General features: G+C 71.2%; 18 protein-coding genes. 12 read left to right on the plus strand and 6 right to left on the minus strand.

The window, feature by feature from the left end:
* The first annotated feature begins 11 nt into the window (after positions 1-11).
* The 7 genes from WMF22_RS00860 (at position 12) to WMF22_RS00890 (ending at position 8,298) form a co-directional block, all read left to right on the plus strand.
* A complete protein-coding gene (locus WMF22_RS00860; protein WP_438034528.1) occupies positions 12-1,388 on the plus strand; it encodes an ABC transporter substrate-binding protein in 1,377 nt (458 codons plus the stop codon).
* The gene (locus tag WMF22_RS00865; protein WP_437297220.1) at positions 1,385-2,293 is read left to right on the plus strand and encodes an ABC transporter permease; all 909 of its coding nucleotides are present in this window, start codon (positions 1,385-1,387) and stop codon (positions 2,291-2,293) included. Before WMF22_RS00860 ends, WMF22_RS00865 begins: the two co-directional genes overlap by 4 nt.
* Positions 2,269-3,057, plus strand: coding sequence for an ABC transporter ATP-binding protein (locus WMF22_RS00870; RefSeq protein ID WP_438034529.1), 789 nt, complete (start codon positions 2,269-2,271; stop codon positions 3,055-3,057). Before WMF22_RS00865 ends, WMF22_RS00870 begins: the two co-directional genes overlap by 25 nt.
* Positions 3,054-4,421 carry an LLM class flavin-dependent oxidoreductase gene (locus tag WMF22_RS00875; RefSeq protein ID WP_438034530.1) on the plus strand — a complete coding sequence of 456 codons (1,368 nt, stop codon included), beginning with the start codon at positions 3,054-3,056 and terminating at the stop codon, positions 4,419-4,421. Before WMF22_RS00870 ends, WMF22_RS00875 begins: the two co-directional genes overlap by 4 nt.
* A 444-nt stretch (positions 4,422-4,865) precedes the next feature.
* The gene (locus tag WMF22_RS00880; protein WP_438034531.1) at positions 4,866-6,188 is read left to right on the plus strand and encodes a S41 family peptidase; all 1,323 of its coding nucleotides are present in this window, start codon (positions 4,866-4,868) and stop codon (positions 6,186-6,188) included.
* A gap of 161 nt (positions 6,189-6,349) precedes the next feature.
* Positions 6,350-6,988 (plus strand): peroxiredoxin, encoded by a 639-nt coding sequence (locus WMF22_RS00885; RefSeq protein WP_272097229.1) that lies wholly within the window; start codon positions 6,350-6,352, stop codon positions 6,986-6,988.
* Positions 6,988-8,298 (plus strand): hypothetical protein, encoded by a 1,311-nt coding sequence (locus tag WMF22_RS00890; protein WP_438034532.1) that lies wholly within the window; start codon positions 6,988-6,990, stop codon positions 8,296-8,298. The genes WMF22_RS00885 and WMF22_RS00890 overlap by 1 nt, the downstream gene beginning before the upstream one ends.
* Before the next feature lie 96 nt (positions 8,299-8,394).
* Here the strand turns inward: WMF22_RS00890 and WMF22_RS00895 are convergent, their stop codons facing one another.
* The 3 genes from WMF22_RS00895 to WMF22_RS00905 all read right to left on the minus strand — a co-directional run bounded on the left by WMF22_RS00895 (position 8,395) and on the right by WMF22_RS00905 (position 10,431).
* Entirely contained in the window at positions 8,395-8,943 is a 549-nt protein-coding gene (locus WMF22_RS00895; RefSeq protein WP_438034533.1) for a hypothetical protein, read from the minus strand.
* A 177-nt stretch (positions 8,944-9,120) separates the two neighbouring features.
* A complete protein-coding gene (locus tag WMF22_RS00900) occupies positions 9,121-9,528 on the minus strand; it encodes a cupin domain-containing protein (protein WP_438034534.1) in 408 nt (135 codons plus the stop codon).
* A gap of 210 nt (positions 9,529-9,738) precedes the next feature.
* Positions 9,739-10,431, minus strand: a complete 693-nt coding sequence (locus tag WMF22_RS00905) for an alpha/beta hydrolase (protein WP_438034535.1) — start codon at positions 10,429-10,431, stop codon at positions 9,739-9,741.
* Positions 10,432-10,679: 248 nt separating this feature from the next.
* Between WMF22_RS00905 and WMF22_RS00910 the strand changes: the two genes are divergently transcribed.
* Positions 10,680-11,393 (plus strand): IclR family transcriptional regulator, encoded by a 714-nt coding sequence (locus WMF22_RS00910; RefSeq protein WP_437297228.1) that lies wholly within the window; start codon positions 10,680-10,682, stop codon positions 11,391-11,393.
* Positions 11,394-11,398: 5 nt separating this feature from the next.
* Positions 11,399-12,289 (plus strand): branched-chain-amino-acid transaminase, encoded by an 891-nt coding sequence (gene ilvE / locus WMF22_RS00915; protein ID WP_438034536.1) that lies wholly within the window; start codon positions 11,399-11,401, stop codon positions 12,287-12,289.
* A 95-nt stretch (positions 12,290-12,384) separates the two neighbouring features.
* Here ilvE and WMF22_RS00920 read toward each other — a convergent pair whose 3' ends face one another.
* Complete coding sequence (locus WMF22_RS00920; RefSeq protein ID WP_437297230.1) at positions 12,385-13,296, minus strand: LysR family transcriptional regulator; 912 nt, start codon at positions 13,294-13,296, stop codon at positions 12,385-12,387.
* Between the two features lie 707 nt (positions 13,297-14,003).
* Here WMF22_RS00920 and WMF22_RS00925 point away from each other — a divergent pair.
* From WMF22_RS00925 to WMF22_RS00935, 3 genes are all read left to right on the plus strand, one after another.
* On the plus strand, positions 14,004-15,566 hold the full coding sequence (locus WMF22_RS00925) for a hypothetical protein (protein WP_438034537.1): 1,563 nt from the start codon (positions 14,004-14,006) through the stop codon (positions 15,564-15,566).
* Positions 15,567-15,720: 154 nt separating this feature from the next.
* Complete coding sequence (locus WMF22_RS00930; RefSeq protein ID WP_438034538.1) at positions 15,721-17,667, plus strand: ABC transporter ATP-binding protein; 1,947 nt, start codon at positions 15,721-15,723, stop codon at positions 17,665-17,667.
* Positions 17,664-19,586 (plus strand): ABC transporter ATP-binding protein, encoded by a 1,923-nt coding sequence (locus WMF22_RS00935; RefSeq protein ID WP_438034539.1) that lies wholly within the window; start codon positions 17,664-17,666, stop codon positions 19,584-19,586. The genes WMF22_RS00930 and WMF22_RS00935 overlap by 4 nt, the downstream gene beginning before the upstream one ends.
* Here the strand turns inward: WMF22_RS00935 and WMF22_RS00940 are convergent.
* Positions 19,572-19,997, minus strand: coding sequence for an organic hydroperoxide resistance protein (locus WMF22_RS00940; RefSeq protein ID WP_437297234.1), 426 nt, complete (start codon positions 19,995-19,997; stop codon positions 19,572-19,574). The genes WMF22_RS00935 and WMF22_RS00940 overlap by 15 nt on opposite strands.
* Before the next feature lie 263 nt (positions 19,998-20,260).
* Positions 20,261-21,520: a PAS domain S-box protein gene (locus tag WMF22_RS00945; protein WP_437297235.1), complete on the minus strand. Its 1,260-nt coding sequence runs from the start codon at positions 21,518-21,520 to the stop codon at positions 20,261-20,263.
* Between the last annotated feature and the right edge of the window lie 98 nt (positions 21,521-21,618).

The following is a 21,618-nucleotide window of genomic DNA, read 5'->3' on the forward strand; positions in this document are numbered from 1 at the left end:
GCAGCGCGGCCTTGGCCCGGCCGTCCCGCGGCCGGCGGGCGCCGCGCGACGGCGGGCGCGGGCCGCTGGACCGCGCCGTCCACGGGCGAGCGGCGCGGCGGCATGGGCGTTGCTCGTCGTGGCGAGACGATCCCGAGGACGGGCCGCGAGCCATCGGCTCCGCGAGGCCCATCCCGGCGTCTCCCGAGCGCTCCTCTCCCCGCCGGCTGGGCGGCGGGCGGGGCGGCGCCCGGGCATCCGCGAAACGGCACCGCTTCCAGCCGCGCACCGAGGTCCATCTGCGCCCGTTCATCGACAGGATTCGCTCACTCGCGACGTTCGCGGCGCTCTCCGCGCTCTCTGCGCTCTCTACGCTGATTGCCTCGTCCGGGTGCAAGCGCGACGGCGAGGCGAGCGCGGCTGCCACGCTGGCCCCGGACGCCCCGATCCCGGCCGAGATCCCGCGCGAGACGCGGCTCAGCATCGGTGATCCGACGGTGCAGAAGCAACTCCAGCTCTCCGGCGACATCGACAGGCTGCCGTTCCGCGTCGACTGGCAGAACATCAGCGGGGGACCGCAGACCATCGAGGCGTTCCGCGCCGGGGTGCTCGACGCGGGCGCGGTCGGCGACACGCCGCCCATCCACGCCACCTTCACCGGGGTCGACGTGAAGATCCTCACGGTGCAGGTGCGAGAGAAGCCCATCTACGAGCTGGCCACCGCGCCGGGCGCGCAGGTCGCGTCCATCGGCGATCTCCGCGGCAAGAAGATCGCGTATTCGCCGGGGCAGGCGCAGGGCGCGCTCGTCCTGCGCGTGCTGAAGAAGGCCGGGCTGTCGCAGAAGGACGTGACGCTCGTCCAGCTCGGGAGCACCGAGTTCAAGGAGGCGCTCACCAGCCGCCAGGTCGACGTCGCGCCGCTGGCCGGCGTCACCCTGATGCGTTATCTCAACGAGTACCGCGCCGAGGGCGCCTCGTCGATCGCGCACGGCGTCCGCGACAACCTCGGCTTCCTTCATGTGCGCGCCGAGGCGCTCAAGGACGCTCACAAGGCGGCCGCGCTGTACGACTACGCGAAGTGGCGGGCCAGGGCCCAGCTGTGGGCCTATGCGCACCCGGAGGCCTGGATCGAGGCGTATTACGTCAAGGATCAGGGCCTCTCGGCGAAGGAAGGGCGGTTCCTCATCGAGGCCGCCGGCAAGCCGCAGGTTCCGCGCGACTGGTCCGAGGCGATCGCGCTGACCCAGGAGACCGCCGACTTGCTCGCCGAGGCCTCCGGCCAGAAGCGGTTCGAGGCCAGGACGATCTTCGACCTCCGATTCCAGACGATCGGAGCGGAGGTGGCCGGCGCCGCCGAGGGCGCCGGACCGACGGACCGGCCGGCGACGGCCGACAGGAGCACTCCATGACGACCGCACTGCCCACGAGCGCCGGCTCGCCGCGCCTCGCCAGCTTCCCGGATCTCACCGCGAGCGCGGACGTCTCCGCGCCGCCGTCCGGCGCCCCGACAGGCCGCCGCGTGTCCAGCCGCCGCTTGCGGCGCCGCCTGGGCCCGGGGCGGCGCATCCCGTACGGCCTCGCGCTCGGCCCGGCGCTGCTGCTCGCGCTCTGGGCCGCCGCCTCGGCGACGGGCGCGCTCGACGCGCGCGTGCTCTCCGCGCCGTGGACCGTGGTGACCACGGCCCACGAGCTGATCGCCGACGGGCGGCTCCTGTCCAACCTGCTCACGTCGGCGCAGCGGGCCTTCCTGGGGCTCGCGCTCGGGGCCGGCCTGGGCACGGTGCTGGCGCTCCTCGCCGGGCTGACGCGCGTCGGCGAGGCGCTGCTCGACGGGCCGGTGCAGATCAAGCGCGCGATCCCGACGCTGGCGCTCATCCCGCTGCTGATCCTCTGGTTCGGCATCGGCGAGCAGATGAAGGTGCTCACCATCGCCCTCGGCGTCGTCATCCCGGTCTACGTCCACACCCACGCGGCGCTGCGCACCATCGACGCGCGCTACGTGGAGCTGGCCGAGACGGTCCGCCTGACGAGGTGGCAGTTCATCCGGAAGGTGGCGTTGCCGGGGGCGCTTCCGGGCTTCCTGATGGGCCTGCGGCTGGCGGTGACCGGCGCGTGGCTGGCGCTCGTGGTGGTCGAGCAGATCAACGCCACGAGCGGCATCGGCTACATGATGTCGCTGGCGCGCTCGTACGGGCAGACGGAGATCATCCTGCTCGGCCTCGTCGTGTACGGGCTGTTCGGCCTGGCCTCCGACTCGGCCGTGCGGCTCATCGAGCGAAAGGCCCTGTCATGGCGCCGCATCCTGGCCGGCTGACGGCGGCCCCGCCCGCGGTGCGGATCCGCGGCCTGATCCGCCGCTTCGGCGCCCGCGTGGTGCTCGACGGGATCGATCTCACGATCGAGCGGGGCGAGTTCGTCGCGCTGCTCGGCCGCAGCGGATCGGGCAAGAGCACGCTGCTGCGGGCGATCGCCGAGCTGGACGACGAGGTGACCGGCTCGGGCGAGCTGCACGTGCCGGACAACCGGGCGGTCGTGTTCCAGGACACGCGGCTGCTGCCGTGGGCGCGGGTGCTCGACAACGTGATCCTGGGGCTCGACGCGCCGCAGGCCCGGGAGCGCGGCCTGGACGCGCTCGCGGAGGTGGGGCTCGCCGGGCGGGAGCGCGCGTGGCCCGTCGAGCTGTCCGGCGGCGAGCAGCAGCGGGTGGCGCTGGCGCGGTCGCTGGTGCGCGATCCGGAGCTCGTGCTGGCCGACGAGCCGTTCGGCGCGCTCGACGCGCTGACCCGCGCGCGCATGCACGACCTGCTGCGCGAGCTGTGCGCGCGGCACCGACCGGCGGTGCTGCTGGTCACCCACGACGTCGACGAGGCGATCGCGCTCGCCGATCGGGTGCTGGTGCTCGAGGGCGGCCGCATCGCCGAGGAGCGGCGGATCGATCTGCCGGCGCCGCGCCCGCTGCGCGATCCGCGGTTCCTCGCCCACCGCGAGTCGCTGCTTTCGGCGCTGGGGGTCGCGCCGGGCGCGGCCGCTGCCGGAGATCCTGACGCGAACCCTGAACTGGAACGGAGTTCCCCGTGACCCAACGACCCGGACAGCTGCATCTCAACGCGTTTCTCATGAGCGTCGGCCACCACGAGGCCTCGTGGCGCTTGCCCGAGAGCGATCCGTTCGCGAACACGAGCGTCGCGCACTTCAAGAACCTGGCCCGCATCGCGGAGCGGGGGAAGCTCGACTCGGTGTTCCTCGCCGACAGCCCGGTGCTGTGGAACAACGTCGGTCGGAGGCCGGCCGGGACGCTCGAGCCGACGGTGCTGCTCGCGGCGCTCGCCGGGGTGACCGAGCACATCGGGCTGATCGCGACGGCCTCGACGACGTACAACGAGCCGTTCAACCTGGCCCGGAGGTTCGCCTCGCTGGACCACCTCAGCGGGGGTCGGGCGGGCTGGAACATCGTCACGACGGCGGGCGTGGACGCAGCGCGCAACTTCAACCTGGACGAGCTGCCGGCGCACAGCGACCGGTACGCGCGGGCGGCGGAGTTCATCGATGTGTCGCTGAAGCTGTGGGACAGCTGGGGCGACGACGCGCCGCTCGGCGACAAGGAGAACGGCGTCTGGGGCGATGACCGCAAGATTTACCCGCCGCGGCACGTGGGTCGGTACTTCAAGGTCGAGGGGGCGCTCAACGTGCCTCGCTCGCCGCAGGGGTATCCGCTGCTCGTGCAGGCCGGCTCGTCGGACGACGGCAAGGAGCTGGCGGCGCGGTACGCGGAGGCGGTGTTCACGGCGCAGCAGACGCTGGAGGACGCGCAGCGGTTCTATGTGGATCTGAAGGGGCGTGCGCGCGCGCTGGGGCGTGATCCGGGGTCGATCAAGATCTTGCCGGGGATCGTGCCGGTCATCGGCGCCACGGAGGCCGAGGCGCACGCGCTCGACGCCGAGCTCGATCGGCTCATCAAGCCGGAGTATGCGAAGCGCCAGCTCGCGCAGACGCTGCGGGTGAAGCCGGAGGAGCTCGACCTCGACGCGGAGCTGCCGCGGGATCTTCCGAGCGAGGATCAGATCGAGGGGGCGAAGAGCCGGTACACGCTGATCGTGAGCCTGGCGCGGCGGGAGCGGCTGACGGTGCGCCAGCTGATCGGGCGGCTGGGCGGCGGCCGCGGCCACCGGACGTTCGCCGGCGCGCCCGAGCAGGTGGCGGACGCGATCGAGCACTGGTGGGAGCAGGGGGCGGCCGATGGCTTCAACGTGATGCCGCCGGTGCTGCCGTCGGGGCTCGAGGCGTTCGTCGAGCACGTGGTCCCGATCCTGCAAAAGCGTGGGCTGTTCCGGACGGAATATGCGGGGAAGACGTTGCGGGACAACTATGGGCTGCCGCGGCCGGCAAACCTCAACCCGGCAAACCCCAACCCCGGTCGGGATCTGGTCGCGGCGGCAGAGTGAGATGGGTTACAGTGGACCGCAACCCCGGTCGATAAACCTCAACCCAGTGGACCGCAACCCCGGTCGATAAACCTCAACCTCGGTCGGGGTAAACCTCCGATAAACCTCCGATAAACCTCAACCCCGGTCGGGATCTGGTCGCGGCGACAGAGTGAGATGGGTTACAGTGGACCGCAACCCCGGTCGGGGGACCGGGGGACCGAGGCCGCTCTGAACCCAACCTCGGTCGGGGATCGCGAACCCAACCCCGGTCGGGATGCCGGCAAACCCAACCCCGGTCGGGTCGAACCGAACCGCCAGCCAACCCAACCCCGGTCGGGGATCGTCCCGCAACCCCGGTCGGGATGCCGGCAAACCCAACCCCGGTCGGGTCGAACCGGGTCGAACCGCCAGCCAACCCAACCCCGTTGCTCGCCCTTTCCGTTTCGTGGTGAGCTGAGGCGCATGGTCGCCTCGAAGCTCGTCGCGGTCCTCTCCACATGCGCCCTCGCGCTGGCCGCTGCCGCGACGGGAGGCTGCACCGCCTCGGACGGTGATGCAGAGCCAAAAGCAGACTGCTCACCGCAGGGACAGAACCAGTTCCTGTTCGAGCTGATGAAGGACGCCTATCTCTGGTACGACGGCGTACCCGACCTGGACTACCGGGCGTACCCCTCGCCCGAGGCGCTGCTCGTGGATCTCGTCACCGAGCCGCGAGACCGCTGGAGCTACATCTCGACCAAGAGCGTCGACGACGCGTTCTTCCGGGAAGGGCAGACCCTCGGGTTCGGCATGCGGTGGAGCTTCGACCAGGAGTCCAGCCTCCGGCTCGCGCTGATCCAGCCGGGCTCGCCTGCCGGAGAGGCCGGCCTCCGGCGGGGCGACGCGGTGGTGGCGATCAACGGCATCGACGTCGAGCAGGTCGTGAGCGACGACCTCTGGGAGGAGCTCGCGGGCCCCGACGAGGAAGGGTACGAGATGTCGCTGACGATCGAGCGCGCGGACGTCGAGGCCTTCACGGTCGCGCTCCGGAAGGCGTGGTATGGCATCACCACGGTCGTGAGCCCGCGTGTCCTGCAAACAGGGTCCGCGACCGTCGGATATCTCATGCTCACCACCTTCATCGAGCCTTCGGTGAGCGAGCTCGACAGCGCCTTTGCGCTGTTCAGGGAGAGCCAGGTCGACGAGCTGGTGCTCGACCTGCGCTACAACGGCGGTGGGCGCCTCTCCGTCGAGAGGCACCTCGCGAGCCTGATCCACCGGCCGGCGGAGCCCGGCGCGCTGCTCGACATCACCGCGCACAACGACAGGCACGTCGACTGGGACAAGCGGGAGACGTTCGACGACCTCGACCAGCCGCCGCTCCCCCTGTCCCGGCTGGTCGTCATCACGTCCGGCGGGACGGCCTCCGCGAGCGAGTCGCTGATCAACAGCCTGCGCGCCTACATGGACGTGAAGATCGTCGGCTCGACCACGCACGGCAAGCCCGTCGGCATGTACGGATGGGACAACTGCGACATGGTCGTGCACCCGATCGCGTTCCGGGTGCTCAACGCCAAGGAAGAGGGCGATTTCTACGATGGCCTCCCCCCCGACTGCGCCGCCGACGACACGCTCGGCGCAGAGCTCGGCGACGCGGGCGAGACGTGCCTCGCCGAGGCCCTGCACCTGCTGGAGCACGGCGCGTGCTCGACCGCGGCGCAGCCGGACGGGGCGGGCGAGCGCCGCGCCTCGCCGCCGCGGGAGATCCCGTGGCGCGGCCTCCGGCGCGAGGTCGGCGCGCTCTGAGGCGCGGCCGCGCCGGCCAGGCGCGGCGCGGTGCGGTGCGGTAGAGCGCGCCTTCGGCGTCCCGGCACGAAACACCGCCGCTCCCGGCTTGACACGCTGAGCGGCTTGACGGAGATTCCTCCGCCATAGCGGAGACCAGGCTACGGCCAGGAGGGAATGTCATGAGCCTGCAACTCGGAAGCATCGCGCCTGATTTCGAGCAAGAGTCCACGCACGGGACCATCCGATTCCACGAGTGGGCCGGGAGCTCGTGGGTGATCCTGTTCTCGCACCCGAAGGATTTCACCCCGGTGTGCACGACCGAGCTCGGCGCGGTCGCCAACCTCAAGGCGGAGTTCGACAAGCGCGGCGTGAAGCCCATCGCGCTCAGCGTCGACGACGTCGACTCGCACAAGCGCTGGTCGGTGGATATCGAGGAGACGCAGCGAACGAAGCTGAACTACCCGATCCTCGCCGACGTGGACCGGAAGGTGTCGGGCCTTTACGGGATGATCCACCCGCAGGCGAGCGACACGCTCACGGTGCGCTCGGTGTTCGTCATCGATCCGAACAAGAAGATCCGCGCGACGTTCACGTACCCGGCGAGCACGGGGCGCAACTTCGACGAGATCCTGCGCCTCATCGACTCGCTCCAGCTCACGGACAGCCACTCCGTGGCGACGCCCGCGAACTGGAAGGACGGCGATGAGGTGGTGATCGTCCCCTCGCTCCAGGACCCCGCCGTCCTCGCGCAGAAGTTCCCCAAGGGGTACAACGCCGTCCGCCCGTACCTGCGCCTCACCCCGCAGCCCAACCGCTGATGCGGCGTGGCGCCGCCCGCGCGCGCGAGGCGTCGACGCGACGCCTCGCCGCGCTCGCCCTCGTGTTGCCGGCGGCGTGCTCGCGCGCGCCCGCGCCCGAGGCGCTCGGGGCGAGCGGCGGCGGGTCGAAGCCGGCGGCGCGGGCCGCCGGCGCCGGCTGGAAGCTCGTCCACCACGAGACCTTCGATGCGCCGTTCCAGGAGCCCGCCGCGTGGACCGAGGATCGGTACGGCGACGAGAGCCCCTATCACGTCGATGTCTTCGACGAAGATGGTGAGTTCTTCTCCGCGCGGGGCGGCGAGGTGTTCCGGGAAGGGCTGCGGAGGTTCCGATCGTTCCGGAAATTCTTCACGTATGGCGAGGGCGGCTGGCTCACGGTCGAGCTGTATGGCCGCGACAGCGACCGCGACGGCGTCCCCGAGACAGGCGGCCGCTTCGAGGCGGCGGGCGGCAAGGCGAGGCTCGTCTCCACCCGCCATTACGACGGCGCGATCCTCCGCTCGACCGCGCCGCTGCCCGCGCGGTACCGCGTGGAGGTGACGGTCTCGAACATCGACTTCGGCGGCCTGCGCGAGGGCAGCTGGACGCACGGGGGCAAGACCAACGGCTACGACGGGGACGAGCTGGCCGACCCCTGGCGGTTCAGCGATCGCAGCACCGCGCCGCAGTCGGCGACGTTCGGTAACGGTGTTTACTTTCTCTGCATCACCGATTATCCGCGGCCGGCCCCTCACAACAACGTCTTCATCCATCACCACCGGAAGGTCGTGATGGACACGGACAGCAACTTCGGCGAAGACGGCCCCTGGTCGCGGGTCTGGAACCCCTCGACCGGCCGCGCCGAGCAGGACGGATCACGTTATGTGAGCATGATCTGGCTCCGCGGCGACGCGTTCGGGAGCCCGTGGACCGGAAATGGGTTCACGTCGTACACCGCCGGCGGGTGGAAGGACGGCCCCATCTTCGTGGACAAGTACCTCGACAGGGAGTCTTACCTTTTCACCGTCGAGCGCGACGGCCGGGGGTATGCGATGTCCGCGGCGGGCAGGTTCCACCACGGCGGCCGCACGACGTACGCGGCGCGGAGGGATTTTCGCGAGCCGCCGGTGACGTGGCACTACAACCAGCGCCCCGACGAGATCGAGGCGGAACACCCCAACGAGACCGTCGATTTCGGCAAGACCTTCGAGACCTGGCCGGCGGGGTCGGCCTACCCGGATCACTTCTTCTTCGGTGATCCGCACATCAACTATTACGAGGGCACCGCCGAGTTCGACGACGTGAAGCTCTACCTGCCGGACGACGGGTAGCGCCCGCTCCGGCGGGCGGCGCTGGCCGGGCGCGGCTCCGGCGGCGGCGGTCTCACCCAGACGAGCCCACACGGCGGAGCCTCCGGTCGAGCGCGTTCACTTGGGCGTGCACCCCGACGAGAGCTTCAGGAGCGGTCCCGATGTGCAGGAGTCCAGGCCGAGCCGGAGGTCGGCCACCAGGTGATCGAGCGCCAGAAGAGGCGCCGGCGCCCCGGCGTACTCGTAGATGTGCGACGTCTCGAGACCCTCGCGGCGCAGGCGCACCGACGTTGCGCCGCCGTCGGCGCAGTCAGGGCAGCCGTAGCGGTCGTCGAGGGCGACACTCGAGAGCGCGTCCTCGATCTCGTCGAGCTTTCGCGCGCCTTCGTCCGTCAGCGTCGCCAGGTTCGAGCGGGGACAGCTCTTGGCGTGCGTGCAGGCCGTGAGCGAGAGCTCCGCGCCGTCGCGGGACACCGTCGTGATGCACTCGCCGGCGCAGAGACCGAAGGAGTATTTCGTGGAGAGCCAGATCCCCTCGGCCTCGGACGAAGCTCCGAGGGACTGTTGCTCGGGCGCTGCCTCCTCCTCGGAGCCGAGAGCGCAGCCGGCGGCGAACGGGAAGCTAGCGACCAGCGCAAGGACCTTGAAGAGCGTGTTCGGTTTCATGCCGGCGCCAGATGGCAACCGCTGTGCCACGAGCCAGGACACCGCGTATGGCTCCGGTGCGGGCAGCGGTCTGCGGCCGGGCAGAACAAGGCTGCACGCCCGCCCGGTTGCGCGAGGCAGGCGAGCTCGCCGGAGCGCGGCGTGCGGCCTGGCTCGGCCTGCGCAGCGGCATGAATGTCAGGCCTCGCACTTTTTGCGAGCGAAGCGGTGCTGATCCCACGGCAGCTCGATGCGCTCGCCGGCAGGCGTCTCCACGGTGACCGGCGCCGCGCCGAGCGCGGCGACGACGTGCATCTCTTCCTCACCCGTGTTCGCGATCTGGTGCGGGACGCCCGCCGGCACGATGAGCGTCGAGCCCGGGCCGAACGTGAGGGCCACTCCATCGATCTCGCATGTCCCGGAGCCGCGGAGGACGACGATCACCTCCTCACATGCGTGCCGGTGACGCGGCGTTTGCGCGCCCGGCGCAACGGTCTGCATCCACACCTCGAGCGTCCGGAGGCCGTCGCGAGGGCCGGCGAGGGTCTGGTGGGCGAGCCCGGGCAGGCTGAGCTTCTCGATCGAGGCGATGTTCAGGACAGTCATGGCTTGATCCTCCACGGCGGCGTCGGGCGCGGGTCTGCCCATCGCGACAGGCCGTCGCGACAGGCCGCCCTGCTCGCTGGATACGGCAGCCCTCCGCCGCCGTTTCGCTGGCCGAGCCGAAATGTCGATGCGGCTCCGGGGGCCGGGCGCGGGCGATCGCCGCCCCGACGTCGCCGCGCGTCGGCGTGGTCGCCGCGCGCCGGCGTCGGCTCAGCCGGCCGCGGCCGCGACGATGTCGCACACGAGCGCGGCCACCTCGTCCGGCTGCGACAGGAACGGAGAGTGGCCCGCGTCGAGGCGCCGCACGTCCCTCGCGCGCCGCGCCATCGCCTCCTGCGCGAACACCGGAATGGCGTTGTCGCGCTCGCAGATCACGTAGGTGGAGGGCAGCTCCTGCCAGGCCGCGGCCCCCAGCGGCTCCGCGAAGGACGCCCTGGACTGAGGCCGCAGCGCCGCTGCCGCGGCGGCCGCGACCTCGTCGCTGCAGTCGTTGTAGAAGATGTCGCGCGCGCGGTCGGGCAGCATCGTCCGGCCATCCGTGGAGGTGATCCACCACGGCGGCTCCTGGCCTCCGATCGCCGAGAGCAGGGATTCCCCCGGGCCGAGCATGAACGCGCACAGGTAAACGAGGTGGGCGACGTTGCCCGCGCGGGCCGCCACCTCCGTGACCGGCAACCCCCCGTAGGAGTGCGCGACCACGACGGCCTCGCCGGGCGCGTCGGCCAGCGCCGCCCGCACCACCTCCGCGTCCGCCGCGAGGCCGCCCGCGGTGGGCCCGACGCTCCGCAGCTCTGGCACCCGGACGTCGAGCCCGCTGCCGAGCAGCCGACACGCGACCTGGGACCAGCAGGACGGGCTGTGCCAGGCGCCGTGGACGAGTACGACCGATGAGATCTTGCGCATGTGCTCCTCTCCTCCGCAGCTCACGGCGGGACCGAAGACGCTATCCGACCCCCTCGAGCGACACCAGCGCGCGTCGCCCCGAGCGCTGAGCCCGCTCTCCCCGCGCCTCCGCCGGCACCCGCGCGCCTCCGCCCGCCATCCCGCGAGGATCCCGGGGCGCCGCGCCGCGCCCGAGGCGCGCCCTCGACCGCGGCCCTGGATGGATGTATACCAATAATCGGAACGTAATTCCGAATAGTGGAACGAGCATGGAGCGATCCGGGACGGTCGACAAGGCGGTGCGCGCCCTCGAGGCGCTGGGCGAGGGGGGCGGCAGCGCTTCGCTCTCGGAGCTCGCGGAGCGGCTCCGCATGCCGAAGGCGACGCTGCACCGGCTGCTCGCGTCGCTCGCCGCGCACGCGCTGGTGGAGCAGGACGGGGAGGGGCGCTACCGGCTCGGCGTCGGCCTCATCCGGCTCGGGCTCGGGGCGCAGGGGCTCGACGCTGTCGCGCGCGTCGCGAGGCCCGAGCTGGAGCGGGCGGCGCGCGCCTTCGGCGAGACGTTCTTCCTCGTCGCCGCGCGCGCCGGCAGGCTCGTCGTGCTCGACAAGGCGGAGGGCACGGGCCTCCTGCGCGCGGCGCCCACCGTCGGGGCCGAGGTGCCGATCGACGTCACCGCGAGCGGCCGGCTCTACCTCGCGCACGCGCCCGAGCTCGTGGGCGCCTCGGGCGCGGACCCGGCCACGCTCCGCGCCGCGCGGCGCGCCGCGAAGCGCGGCTACGACGTCAACGAGGGCGCGTGGATCGACGGGCTCACCGTCATCGCGGCCCCGGTGCTCGCGCGCGGCGGCCTGCACGGCTGCGTCGCCTGCGCCGCGGCCGCCCAGAGCCTGCGCGGCGATCGTCGTGACGCCGCGGTGAACCACACGCGCGACGCCGCCGAGCGGGTCGCGCGCGCCCTCCAGGGCGAGGGCAGGAGGTGAACGGCATGAAGACATGGATCGATGGGCGGATCGTCGACGCTGCGGACGCGACCGTGAACGTGACCGATCACGGGTTGCTCTACGGCGACGGCGTGTTCGAGGGCATGCGCGTCGCGGCGGGGCGCGTCTTCCGGATCGAGCGCCACCTCGCGCGGCTCGAGATCGGCGCGAGGGCGCTCGGCATCGCGCTCCCGCGCTCGCTCGACGGGCTCCGCGCCGTCGTCGAGGAGACGGCGCGCGCGCACGGCCAGCCCGAGGCCTACGTGCGCCTCGTGGTGACGCGCGGCGTGGGCCCGCTCGGCGTCGACCCGACGACCTGCGAGCGGCCGGGGCTGTTCTGCATCGTGGGGGCCATCCGCCTCTTCGACGACGAGCAGCGGCGGCGCGGCCTCGAGCTCATCACGTCGAGCCACAGGAGGCCCGACGCGGACGCGCTCGACATGCGGATCAAGAGCCTGAACTACCTCGGCTCCGCGCTCGCGAAGCTCGAGGCGAGGCAGCGCGGCGCCGACGACGCGCTGCTCCTGAACACGCGGGGCCACGTGGCCGAGGCCACCGTGGCCAACGTGTTCGCGCTCCGCGGCGACGTGCTCGCGACGCCGCCGGCCACCGACGGGTGCCTCGAGGGCATCAACCGCGCGGCCGTCATGGAGCTCGCGCGCGGCATCGGGCTCACGGTCGTGGAGCGCTCGATCGGGCGGCTCGACCTCTTCGCCGCCGACGAGGCGTTCCTGACGGGCACCGGCGCCGGCGTGATCGCCGTCAGGAGCCTCGACGGGCGCACGATCGGCCGCGGCGAGCGCGGCCCCGTCACGGCCCGCCTGACCTCGCTCCACCGGCAGCTCGCCGAGACCGAGGGCGCCCCGTTCATCGCCGCGCCCGGCGATCCGGGCTGAGCGGAAGCCCGGGTTGACCGGCTCATTGCTGCGCTGCTCGGCACGTCGGCTCGCCCGTGCTCCCGCGAGGCCTGGCCGCCGCGCGGGAGAGCGCGTCAGCTGTCGCGGGCGATCTCCGCGAAGACGCCGCGCAGCCAGGTGTGCGCCGGGTCCTTCGCGTGCCGCTCGTGCCACACCTGATCCACCGAGAACCCGCCGAGCTCCACGGGCGGCTTCATGACGTGCAGCTCCTCCATCTCCGCGAACACGCGCGCGATGCGCGCCGGCACGGTCAGCACGAGATCGGTCTGGGCCACGATGTGGGCCGCCACCAGAAAATGCGGGATCTGCAGCGCCACGCGGCGCGAGAGCCCTCGTTCGGCGAGGACCTCGTCCACCCGGCCTCCGCCCTCGCCGCGCGGGCTGATGAGCGCGTGCGGCAAGCTCGTGTACGTCTTGAGCGTGAGCTTGCCCCGGACCGCGGGGTGGCTCCTCCGCACGACGCACATGTAGCGCTCCTCGATGAGCCTTTGCCGGTAAAACCCCGCGGGCAAGGCGGGGAGCAGGCCGATCGCGAGATCGACCTTGCCTGTCTCCATGGCGCTCCACATCTCGCTGTCGTAGGGGCGCGCGACGAGGTCGATGAAGGGCGCCTCGGAGACGAGCTTCTGCACGAGCCGCGGCAGCAGGATGAGCTCCACGTAATCGACCGTGGCGACGGTGAACGAGCGGCGCGCCGTCGCGGGCTCGAAGCGAGGGCTGCGCGCGACCGTCGCCTCGATCTTGGTGAGGGCCTCGCGGATGGGGCCGATGAGCTCCTGCGCGCGCGGCGTCGGGATCATCCCCCGCGGCGTGCGCACGAGGACGGGATCGTCGATCAACACGCGGAGGCGCCCGAGGGCGTGGCTCATCGCCGACTGGCTCAGCCCGACGCGCGCCGCCGCGCGCGTGACGCTCCCCTCCGCCAGCAGGGCGTCGAGGACGACGAGCAGGTTCAGGTCGATGGAAGCGAGATGCACGGGATGCATGGGGCCCATGCTACTAATGAGTTGGAAGGGCGCCATCGGCCGACCTAAAGGTTGGCCATTGAGCCGGCACGGTCACTGACCTCACCGAGAGCGGTGGGGGGATGCCGCCGGCCTTCGCCCATGTCCCGCTTCGATCTCCCGAGCACGCCCGCGGAGCCGGGCTCACGGCTCCTCCTCGCGCCCGCTCCGCCCGCCGTCATGGCGATACCCGGCGATGCCACAGGCCGATCCGCCGGGGAACGTCGTCTCTTGGTCTTGTTTGTAAAGGTTCGTTAAGAAGTCAGATTTGTGCTGCGAACGTCTGTGAACGTTGCCATGTCTGGTCCGGTCCGCTAAGTAATCGCCGCCTGAGATCGCCTGTGGCGCGATCCCCGCCAGGGGGTCGTATCGAGGCGGAGCGGCCCGAGCGCGCTTGTCGCATGGAGCGCGCGAGGACCGGGCGTCGAGCCTCCGGCGTGCCTCCAAAGCCGCGCGGATGGCCTGGATCGGCCATCTCGCCCCGGCTCTCGTCCGCAGCGCCGGCGGCGCGTCGGCCGCCGGCCGTCGGTCGTCGGTCGTCGGCGTATCGCCAGGTCGGTTTCACCTGTGTTTCCCCGGCGCTGCCGCCGAACGGCGCGCCGCATCCATGAACGCCGTGGTTCGAAATCGGTGTCGAACACCCCGTAACAGGAAGAGAGAGCGTCATGCCAAGTCCGAGATTGAGTTCCTTGATCCTCGCTCCCATCGTCTCTGTTTCTCTCCTCGCCTCGTGCGCGCCGTCCGCGCCGGAGTCCGCGCCGGAGGGCGAGGGCGAGGTAGAAACCCTCGGCGCGGCGTCGAGCGCGCTCACGGCTCAGCAGCGGCTCGCGGCGTGCGACCAGGATCCTCGCGTGATCGCCGGGCTCGTCACGCGGGAGATCTGCGCGGGCGCCGACATCTTCTTTCGCGAGACCTTCGAGGGCAACGGCCGCTCCTGCGGGACGTGCCATCCTGTCGGAAACAACTTCACGATTGACATCCCTTTCATCGACGCGCTGCTCGTGGATAACCCGCTCGACCCGCTGTTCGTCTTCGAGCAGGACCCGGGGCTGACCGATCTCGAGACGCCCGAGCTGAAGACGCTCGGCCTGATCCGCGAGAACATCGACGGCTTCGACGATCTCGACAACAAGTTCTCGATGCGCGCGGTCCCCCACACGCTCTCGCTGGCGACGAGCATCACGCCGGATCCGGTGGACGGGATAGCGAGCCCGCCGGTCCATCGCACGGGCTGGTCGGGCGACGGCGCCCCGGGCACCGGCTCGCTGCGCGAGTTCCTCACCGGGGCGATCACCCAGCACTACCCGACGGATCTCGGCCGCGAGCCGGGGGTCGCCTTCCGGCTCCCGACGGAGGAGGAGCTCGATCTGACGCTCGGTTACCAGATGAGCCTTGGCCGGACGAACGAGCTCGACCTCACGCAGGTGAACCTCGCCGATACCGAGGCGAACGACGGGCGGCAGGCGTTCCTCGACCCTGCGCGGGGCCGCTGCAACGTGTGCCACTCGAACGCGGGCGCGAACCACCTGGACACGGGGCGCAACCGCAACCTGGACACGGGCACCCGGAAGGCCCCCGCGACCGGCACCATCGGCGCGTTCGACGGCGGCTTCGGCGGCTCCGGGCTGGCCTCGCCCAACATCGATGTCCTCGACATCGGCTTTCTCAACGGGTTCGGCGACGGCACGTTCAGCACCCCGCCCCTCATCGAGGCCGTGGACACGCCGCCGTTCTTCCACACGAACGCCTTCGGGAACGACATCGAGGGCGCGGTGGCGTTCTATGTGTCGAACTTCTTCAGGGATTCGCCGGCCGGCCTGGAGCTCGAGGCGCGGTTCGGCAGCCCCGTTCAGTTCCCCGACACCGACATCATCAAGATCGGGCGGTTCCTTCGCGTGCTGAACGCCGCGTTCAACCTCGACCTCGCAAGGCAGCGCCTGAACGCCGCCCAGGTGCTCGTCCAGCAGTTCCACGACACGAGCGCCGACGTCCAGAGGCGCCTGATGGAGCTGGCCGAGGCCGAGATCGACGACGCGCTGCAGGTCCTCGCCGTCGGCGGCACGCCGCTGCACCCCGTCTCCACGGATCGCCTCCAGCTGGCGAAGACCGAGATCGCCGCGGGCCTCTCGGCGGCGACCTGGTCGCAGCGCCAGGGCCGGATCTCGAACGCGATCTCGCGCGTCCAGAACGCGCGCGATCAGTTCGGATCGAACATCAACTTCCAGCTCGGCCAGGGCAACCTGATGTACTAGCGGAGCGCCAGGAGCCCTGTCAGGGCGCTGGCCCGGCGGTCCGAGCGACTGGCGGGCCGCGCCCCGGGGTTCGTGTCCCCGCCGCTGGCGAACGCCGCACAAATCGGTAGCTTACGGGCCCCGGCATGGCCGGTATGCCAGGTGCCCTGCGCTGATGTTGTCCGGTTCACGTCCTGATGGCGGTTCCCTCGCTTCCCTCGCTTCCCTCGCTTCGTCTGAAACAGGGCGCTCCCGCGAGGGGGGCTCGCTCCTGCTGCGGCTCCTCGGGCTGAGCTGGGCGTACCGGGGGCGCGTCCTCCGTGTCCTCGGCTACCAGATCGTCCTGCTCTCGCTGGGGCTCGCTGGGCTCGGCCTGACCGGGCTCGCCATCGACATCCTCCGCCATCGGCTCGATCCGTCGATCCACCTGCCCGAGCTGCCGGCCGGCCTCGGACGGCTGGTCGACGCCGAGCGTGAGCCCATGCGCGCGGTCCTCTCGATCGGCGCCGCCATCCTCGCGATGGCCGCCGCGCGCGCGGTGATCAACTACGGTTACGCGCTCTCGGTGGGCTACCTCGTCCACATGGAGATCGTTCCGGATCTCCGGGCGCGGGTGTACGACAAGCTCCAGCGGCTGAGCTTCCGGTTCTTCGACGCCAACAAGAGCGGCTCGCTCATCAACCGCGTCACCGGCGATGTGCAGCTCGTGCGCTCCTTCGTCGACGGGGTGCTGCTCCCGAGCGTCATCATGGTCCTGTCGCTCGGCGTGTACGTCGCGTACATGCTCCGCGCGCACGTCCTGCTGACGCTCGCGTGCCTCGCCCCGACGCCGCTGCTCTGGATCGCGAGCACGCTCTTCGCCCGGTGGGCGCAGCCCGCCTACCTCCGCAACCGGGAGCTCGTGGATCGCATGGTCCTGAGCTTCACGGAGGGGCTGCAGGGCATCCAGGTCATCAAGGGGCTCGGGCGAGAGCGCGAGGCCCATCGCCGCTTCGACGAGCGCAGCCGCGAGGTGCGCGAGCAGCAGCAGGAGACGTTCCGGACCGTCAGCGTGCTCAGCCCGACCATCGATCTGCTCGGGCAGGTGAACCTCGTCATCCTGCTCGGCATGGGCGGGCTGCTCGTCACGCGCGACCGGATGACGCTCGGGCAGCTCGTCGTGTTCGCCGGCATCCTGCAGCAATTCTCGGGGCAGATCGCGAGCATGGCGACGATCGTCAACACCGCGCAGCAGAGCTTCATCGGGGCGAAGCGCGTCTTCGAGGTGCTCGACACCCCCGTCGAGATCACGAGCCCCGAGGCGCCGGCGCGCCCCGCGCGGGTGGAGGGGCGCCTCGTGTTCGAGCGCGTCACGTTCGGGTACGATCCGGAGAGGCCCGTCCTCCACGACGTCCACCTCGACGTCGCGCCAGGGCAGTTCGTCGCGGTGATCGGCCCGACCGGCGCGGGCAAGAGCACGCTGCTCAGCCTGATCCCGCGCTTCTACGATCCGACGTCGGGGCGCGTCCTGCTCGACGGCATCGACCTCCGGCGCCACGACCTCGACCAGATCCGGCGGCGCATCGGGGTCGTCTTCCAGGACAACTTCCTCTTCAGCAACACGGTGGCGGCGAACATCGCGTTCGGCGCCCCGCACGCGACGCGCGAGCAGATCGAGCGCGCCGCGGTCATCGCCTGCGCCCACGAGTTCATCCGGGAGCTGCCCGAGGGCTATGACACCGAGCTCGGCGAGGCGGCGGCCAACCTCTCGGGCGGCCAGCGGCAGCGGCTGGCCATCGCGCGCGCGGTGCTGCTCGACCCGCCGCTGCTCCTGCTCGATGACCCGACAGCGGCGGTGGACGCGAGCACGGAGCGCGAGATCCTCGACGCGATCCTCAGCGCGACGCGGGGGCGGACGACGATCATGGCGACGCACAGGGCGCACCTGCTCCGCCGCGCGCACCAGGTGATCGTGCTCGACAGGGGCCGCATCGCCGAGCGGGGGACCCACGAGGAGCTGCTCCGGCGGCGCGGCCACTACGCGAGCGCCCTCGCGCTGCACGACGCCCACGCCGTCGGGGCGCGGGCGGACGACACCCCCTCGCGCCGCGCGGGCGCGCGCCCTGCCGAGGAGTCGGCGTGAGCCGCGGGGTCGACGCGCCGAGCCGCCCCGCGACGGCGTCGAGGGCGGCCCGCTCCGCGGCCGGGGCGGCGCCGATCGACGCGCGCCTCGGCCTCGCGCGCGTGGCGCTCGAAGACGAGCAGGACCAGCACCACCGCACGCTCGATCTCGGGCTCGCGCGGCGGGTGTTCGCCTTCACCCGCCCGTACGCGCGCAAGCGGAACGCGCTCTTCGCCCTCGTGGTGGTGAGGTCGATCCAGCTCCCGATCCTGACCTGGGCGGTCGGCGCCATCATCAGCGGCCCGGTGGCCCGGCGCGACGAGCGCGCCACGCTGCTCGCCGTCCTCGGCTTCGCGGCGCTCGTGCTCTTCACCGAGATCGTCTTCCACTACCGCGCGCGGCTCGCGCTCGAGCTCGGCGAGGCGGTGGTGTTCGACATGCGTGATCGGCTGGAGAGCCACCTCCTGCGCATGCCGATGCGCTTCTTCGTGAAGACGAAGGTGGGGCGCCTCATCGGCCGCATGACGTCCGACATCGACGCGATCCGGGTGGCGGTGCAGGACGTCGTGTTCGTGAGCACGGTGAACCTCGGCACCATGGCGGTCGCGATGGCGCTGATGGCCCACGCGCACTGGCAGCTCTTCCTCGTGGTGGTCGCGATGGTCCCCGTCTTCTGGGGGCTGATCGTCTATTTCCACAAGCGCCTCGGGGCCGCCCACCAGCGCGCGCAGGAGAGCTTCACCCGCGTGACCGCGACGCTCGCCGAGTCGGTCACGGGGGTGCGCGTGACGCAGGGCTTCGTGCGGCAGGACATCAACGGCGGGCTGTTCCGCGCGCTGATCTTCGACCACTCCCGCTACAACATGGATGCGGCGCGCCACTCGGCGACGTTCCTCCCGCTCCTCGAGTTCAACGGGCAGCTGTTCCTGGCCGTCCTCGTTGTCGTCGGCGGCTATCAGGCGCTCCACGGCGCGATCGAGCTGCGCGTGCTCGTGGAGTTCTTCTTCCTCGCGAACCTCCTGTTCAACCCGATCCCCGTCCTGGGCAATCAATACAACCAGGCCCTCACGGCGATGGCGGGCGCCGAACGGCTCTTCCGCGTGCTCGACACGGCGCCCGACTGGCCCGACGAGCGCGGCCTCCCGGCGCTGCCCCCGGTGCGCGGCCGGGTCGTGTTCGAGGGGGTCCACTTCGCCTACGATCCGGGCAAGCCGGTGCTCCACGGGGTCGATCTCGTCGCCGAGCCGGGGCAGATGATCGCGCTGGTCGGGCACACGGGCAGCGGCAAGACGTCGATCCTGAACCTGCTCGCGAAGCTCTACCTGCCGACGGCGGGGTCGATCACCGTCGACGGGCACGACCTCGCGGCGACCTCGTCCGCCTCGCTGCGGGCGCAGCTCGGGCTGGTGCTGCAGAGCAATTTCCTCTTCAGCGGGACGGTGCTCGACAACGTGCGCCTGGGCAACCCCGCCGCGACCGACGCGGAGATCCGCGACGCGGCGCGGGGCCTCGACGTGCTCGACATGCTCGACGCGCTGCCGGACGGCCTGGGCACCGAGGTCGGCGAGCGCGGGACGGCGCTGTCGCTCGGGCAGCGGCAGATCGTGTGCTTCCTGCGCGCCCTGGTCGCCAATCCGCGCATCGTGCTGCTCGACGAGGCGACGAGCGCGGTGGACGCCCTCACCGAGGCCCGGCTGCAGGCGGCGCTCGGGAGGCTCTTGCGAGGGCGGACGAGCTTCGTCGTGGCCCACCGGCTGAGCACGATCCGGCACGCCGATCGCGTCGTCGTGCTCGACCACGGGCGGGTCGTCGAGCAAGGGACGCACGCGGAGCTGCTCGCGCGGGGGGGAGCGTTCGCGGCGCTCCACCGGGAGCTCGTGAATGAGGGGCCGGCCCCCGTGGAGGGAGCGCGCGGCGTCAGAAGGTCAGGCGACCTCTAGGCGGACGGGGACGTTGTTGCGGGTGGCGTTCGAGTAGGGGCAAACCTGGTGCGCCTTCTCGACGAGCTGCTCGGCTTGCGACCGCTCCAGGCCCGGAAGCGCGATCCGCAGGCCGATGTCGAGGCCAAACCCGCCCTCGGAGCGCGGGCCGATGCCGACGCTCGCCGTCACGGTGGCGTCGGCCGGGATCCGGGCCTTCTCCTGCGCGGCCACGAACTTGAGGGCGCCCAGGAAGCAGGCCGCATAACCCGCCGCGAACAGCTGCTCCGGGTTGTTCCCCTCGCCGCCAGCGCCGCCGAGCTCCTTCGGAGTGGAGAGCTTGACCTTGAGAGCACCGTCGGCCGTGGCAGCGTGGCCGTCGCGGCCGCCCTGGGCCGTGGCTTGCGTCGTGTACTTCACGTCAACAGGCATTGGAGCGTTCCTTTCGTGGCGATGAGCCCGGTCACGGGCAGCGCGTCCCCGCCGAGCACGGCCCGACCGGACAGCGCCGTTCGGGGAGGCTCCCATAGTGCCCGCGCTCCTCCCGGGCAACCGCGGGAGGAGACGGCACCCGGAAATCACGCCCGGCATCGACCGCGCGGCGTCATCAGCCTGTCATCCGCTTGCAGTCAGCGAGGCGCTCCCCGCCGCCTCACGTCAGCTCGAGCGCGCGTCGATGCGCGCGCCCGGGCGGCTCACCGCGCGCCTTCGGCGCCGCAGCGGGAGAGCGCGTAACGCAAGGCGCTCTGGAGCACGCCGAAGGTCTTGAACCCGCCATCCGCCGCGCCGAGCTCCGTCATCGTCCGCGCGATCTCGGGCGAGATCCCGGAGACGAGGCAGCTGCTGCCAAGGAGGTTCGCCGCGCGCACCACGGCGAGGAGGTGCGCCACGGTCGCGGCGTCCACCGCGCTCACGCCGGTCAGGTCGAGGATGGCGAAGCGCGCGCTCGTCCGCACGATCTCGGTGAGCAGCCGCTCCATGATGTCATTCGCCCGCCCGGTCTCCACGGTCCCGATGATCGGCAGCACGAGGACCCCCTCCCACGCCTGGATGATGGGCGTGGACATGGCGCGCATCGTCTCCTGCTGCTGCCGCATCAGCGCCTCGGTGCGCTCGCGCTCGGCGTTCTCCGCCGCGAGCAGGCGGTTCTTCTCCTCGAGCTCCTCCGCGTGGATCGCCCGGCGCTGGAGCGCCTCCCTGAGCTCGGCCTCCAGCTGCTTGAAGGGCGTGATGTCCCTGATCGTGATCGCGACACCGTCGCTCAGCGGGATGACCTGATGCTGGAACCACACATCCTTGTGCGCTGGACCCTCGCTCTGCTCTTCCTCGAGGAGCCGCTCGCCGGTCCGAGCGACGCGCGTGTACTTGTCCAGCTGCCGGCGCGAGGCGGGCGAGATCTCGCTGAGCCGCTTGCCGACGATCTCCTCGCGGGGCAACGACAGCCCCGTGAGGGCCTTCTGGTTGGCGTCGGTGATCACGAAATCCACGAGCGTCCCGGCCTCGTCGAACGCGCTCCGGAGCACGAAGAAGGCGTCCAGGCTCCCTTCGATCGCCGCCCGGAACCGGGACTCGGCCTCGAGCAGCGACTCCTCCGCACGCTTGCGATCCGTGATATCACGAGCGACGAAATAGACGAGCTCCTCCTCCGGGTGAACCGACGAGTTCCACTCGATCCATCGATAAGAGCCGTCGCGACACCGGTAGCGGTTCGTGAACGTCACGCTGCCGCTGCCGGCGAACACCTGCGCCGACTCGGCCAGCGTGCGCTCTCGATCGTCGGGGTGCACGAAGTCGATGAACGGCGTCGACAAGAGCTCTTCGCGCGAGAACCCGAGCGTGCGCTCCCACGCCTGGCCAACCCGCCTGAAATGCCCGTCATAACCGGCGATGCCGATCAGATCCACGGACATCTCCAAGAAGCGGCCCAGCTCGTCCGTTTGCCACGCTTGTTTCATGGTGAATTCCACCGCTATCAGATCCGGCGTCCACGATCGAGCCTCTGGCGCGACGCGAGGCCGAGCGTCGCGGGCGAGCCTGCCAGCGGTCGGTGGGG

Origin of the sequence: Sorangium sp. So ce204, assembly GCF_051526795.1 — a bacterium.
Lineage (GTDB): Bacteria > Myxococcota_A > Polyangia > Polyangiales > Polyangiaceae > Sorangium > Sorangium cellulosum_B.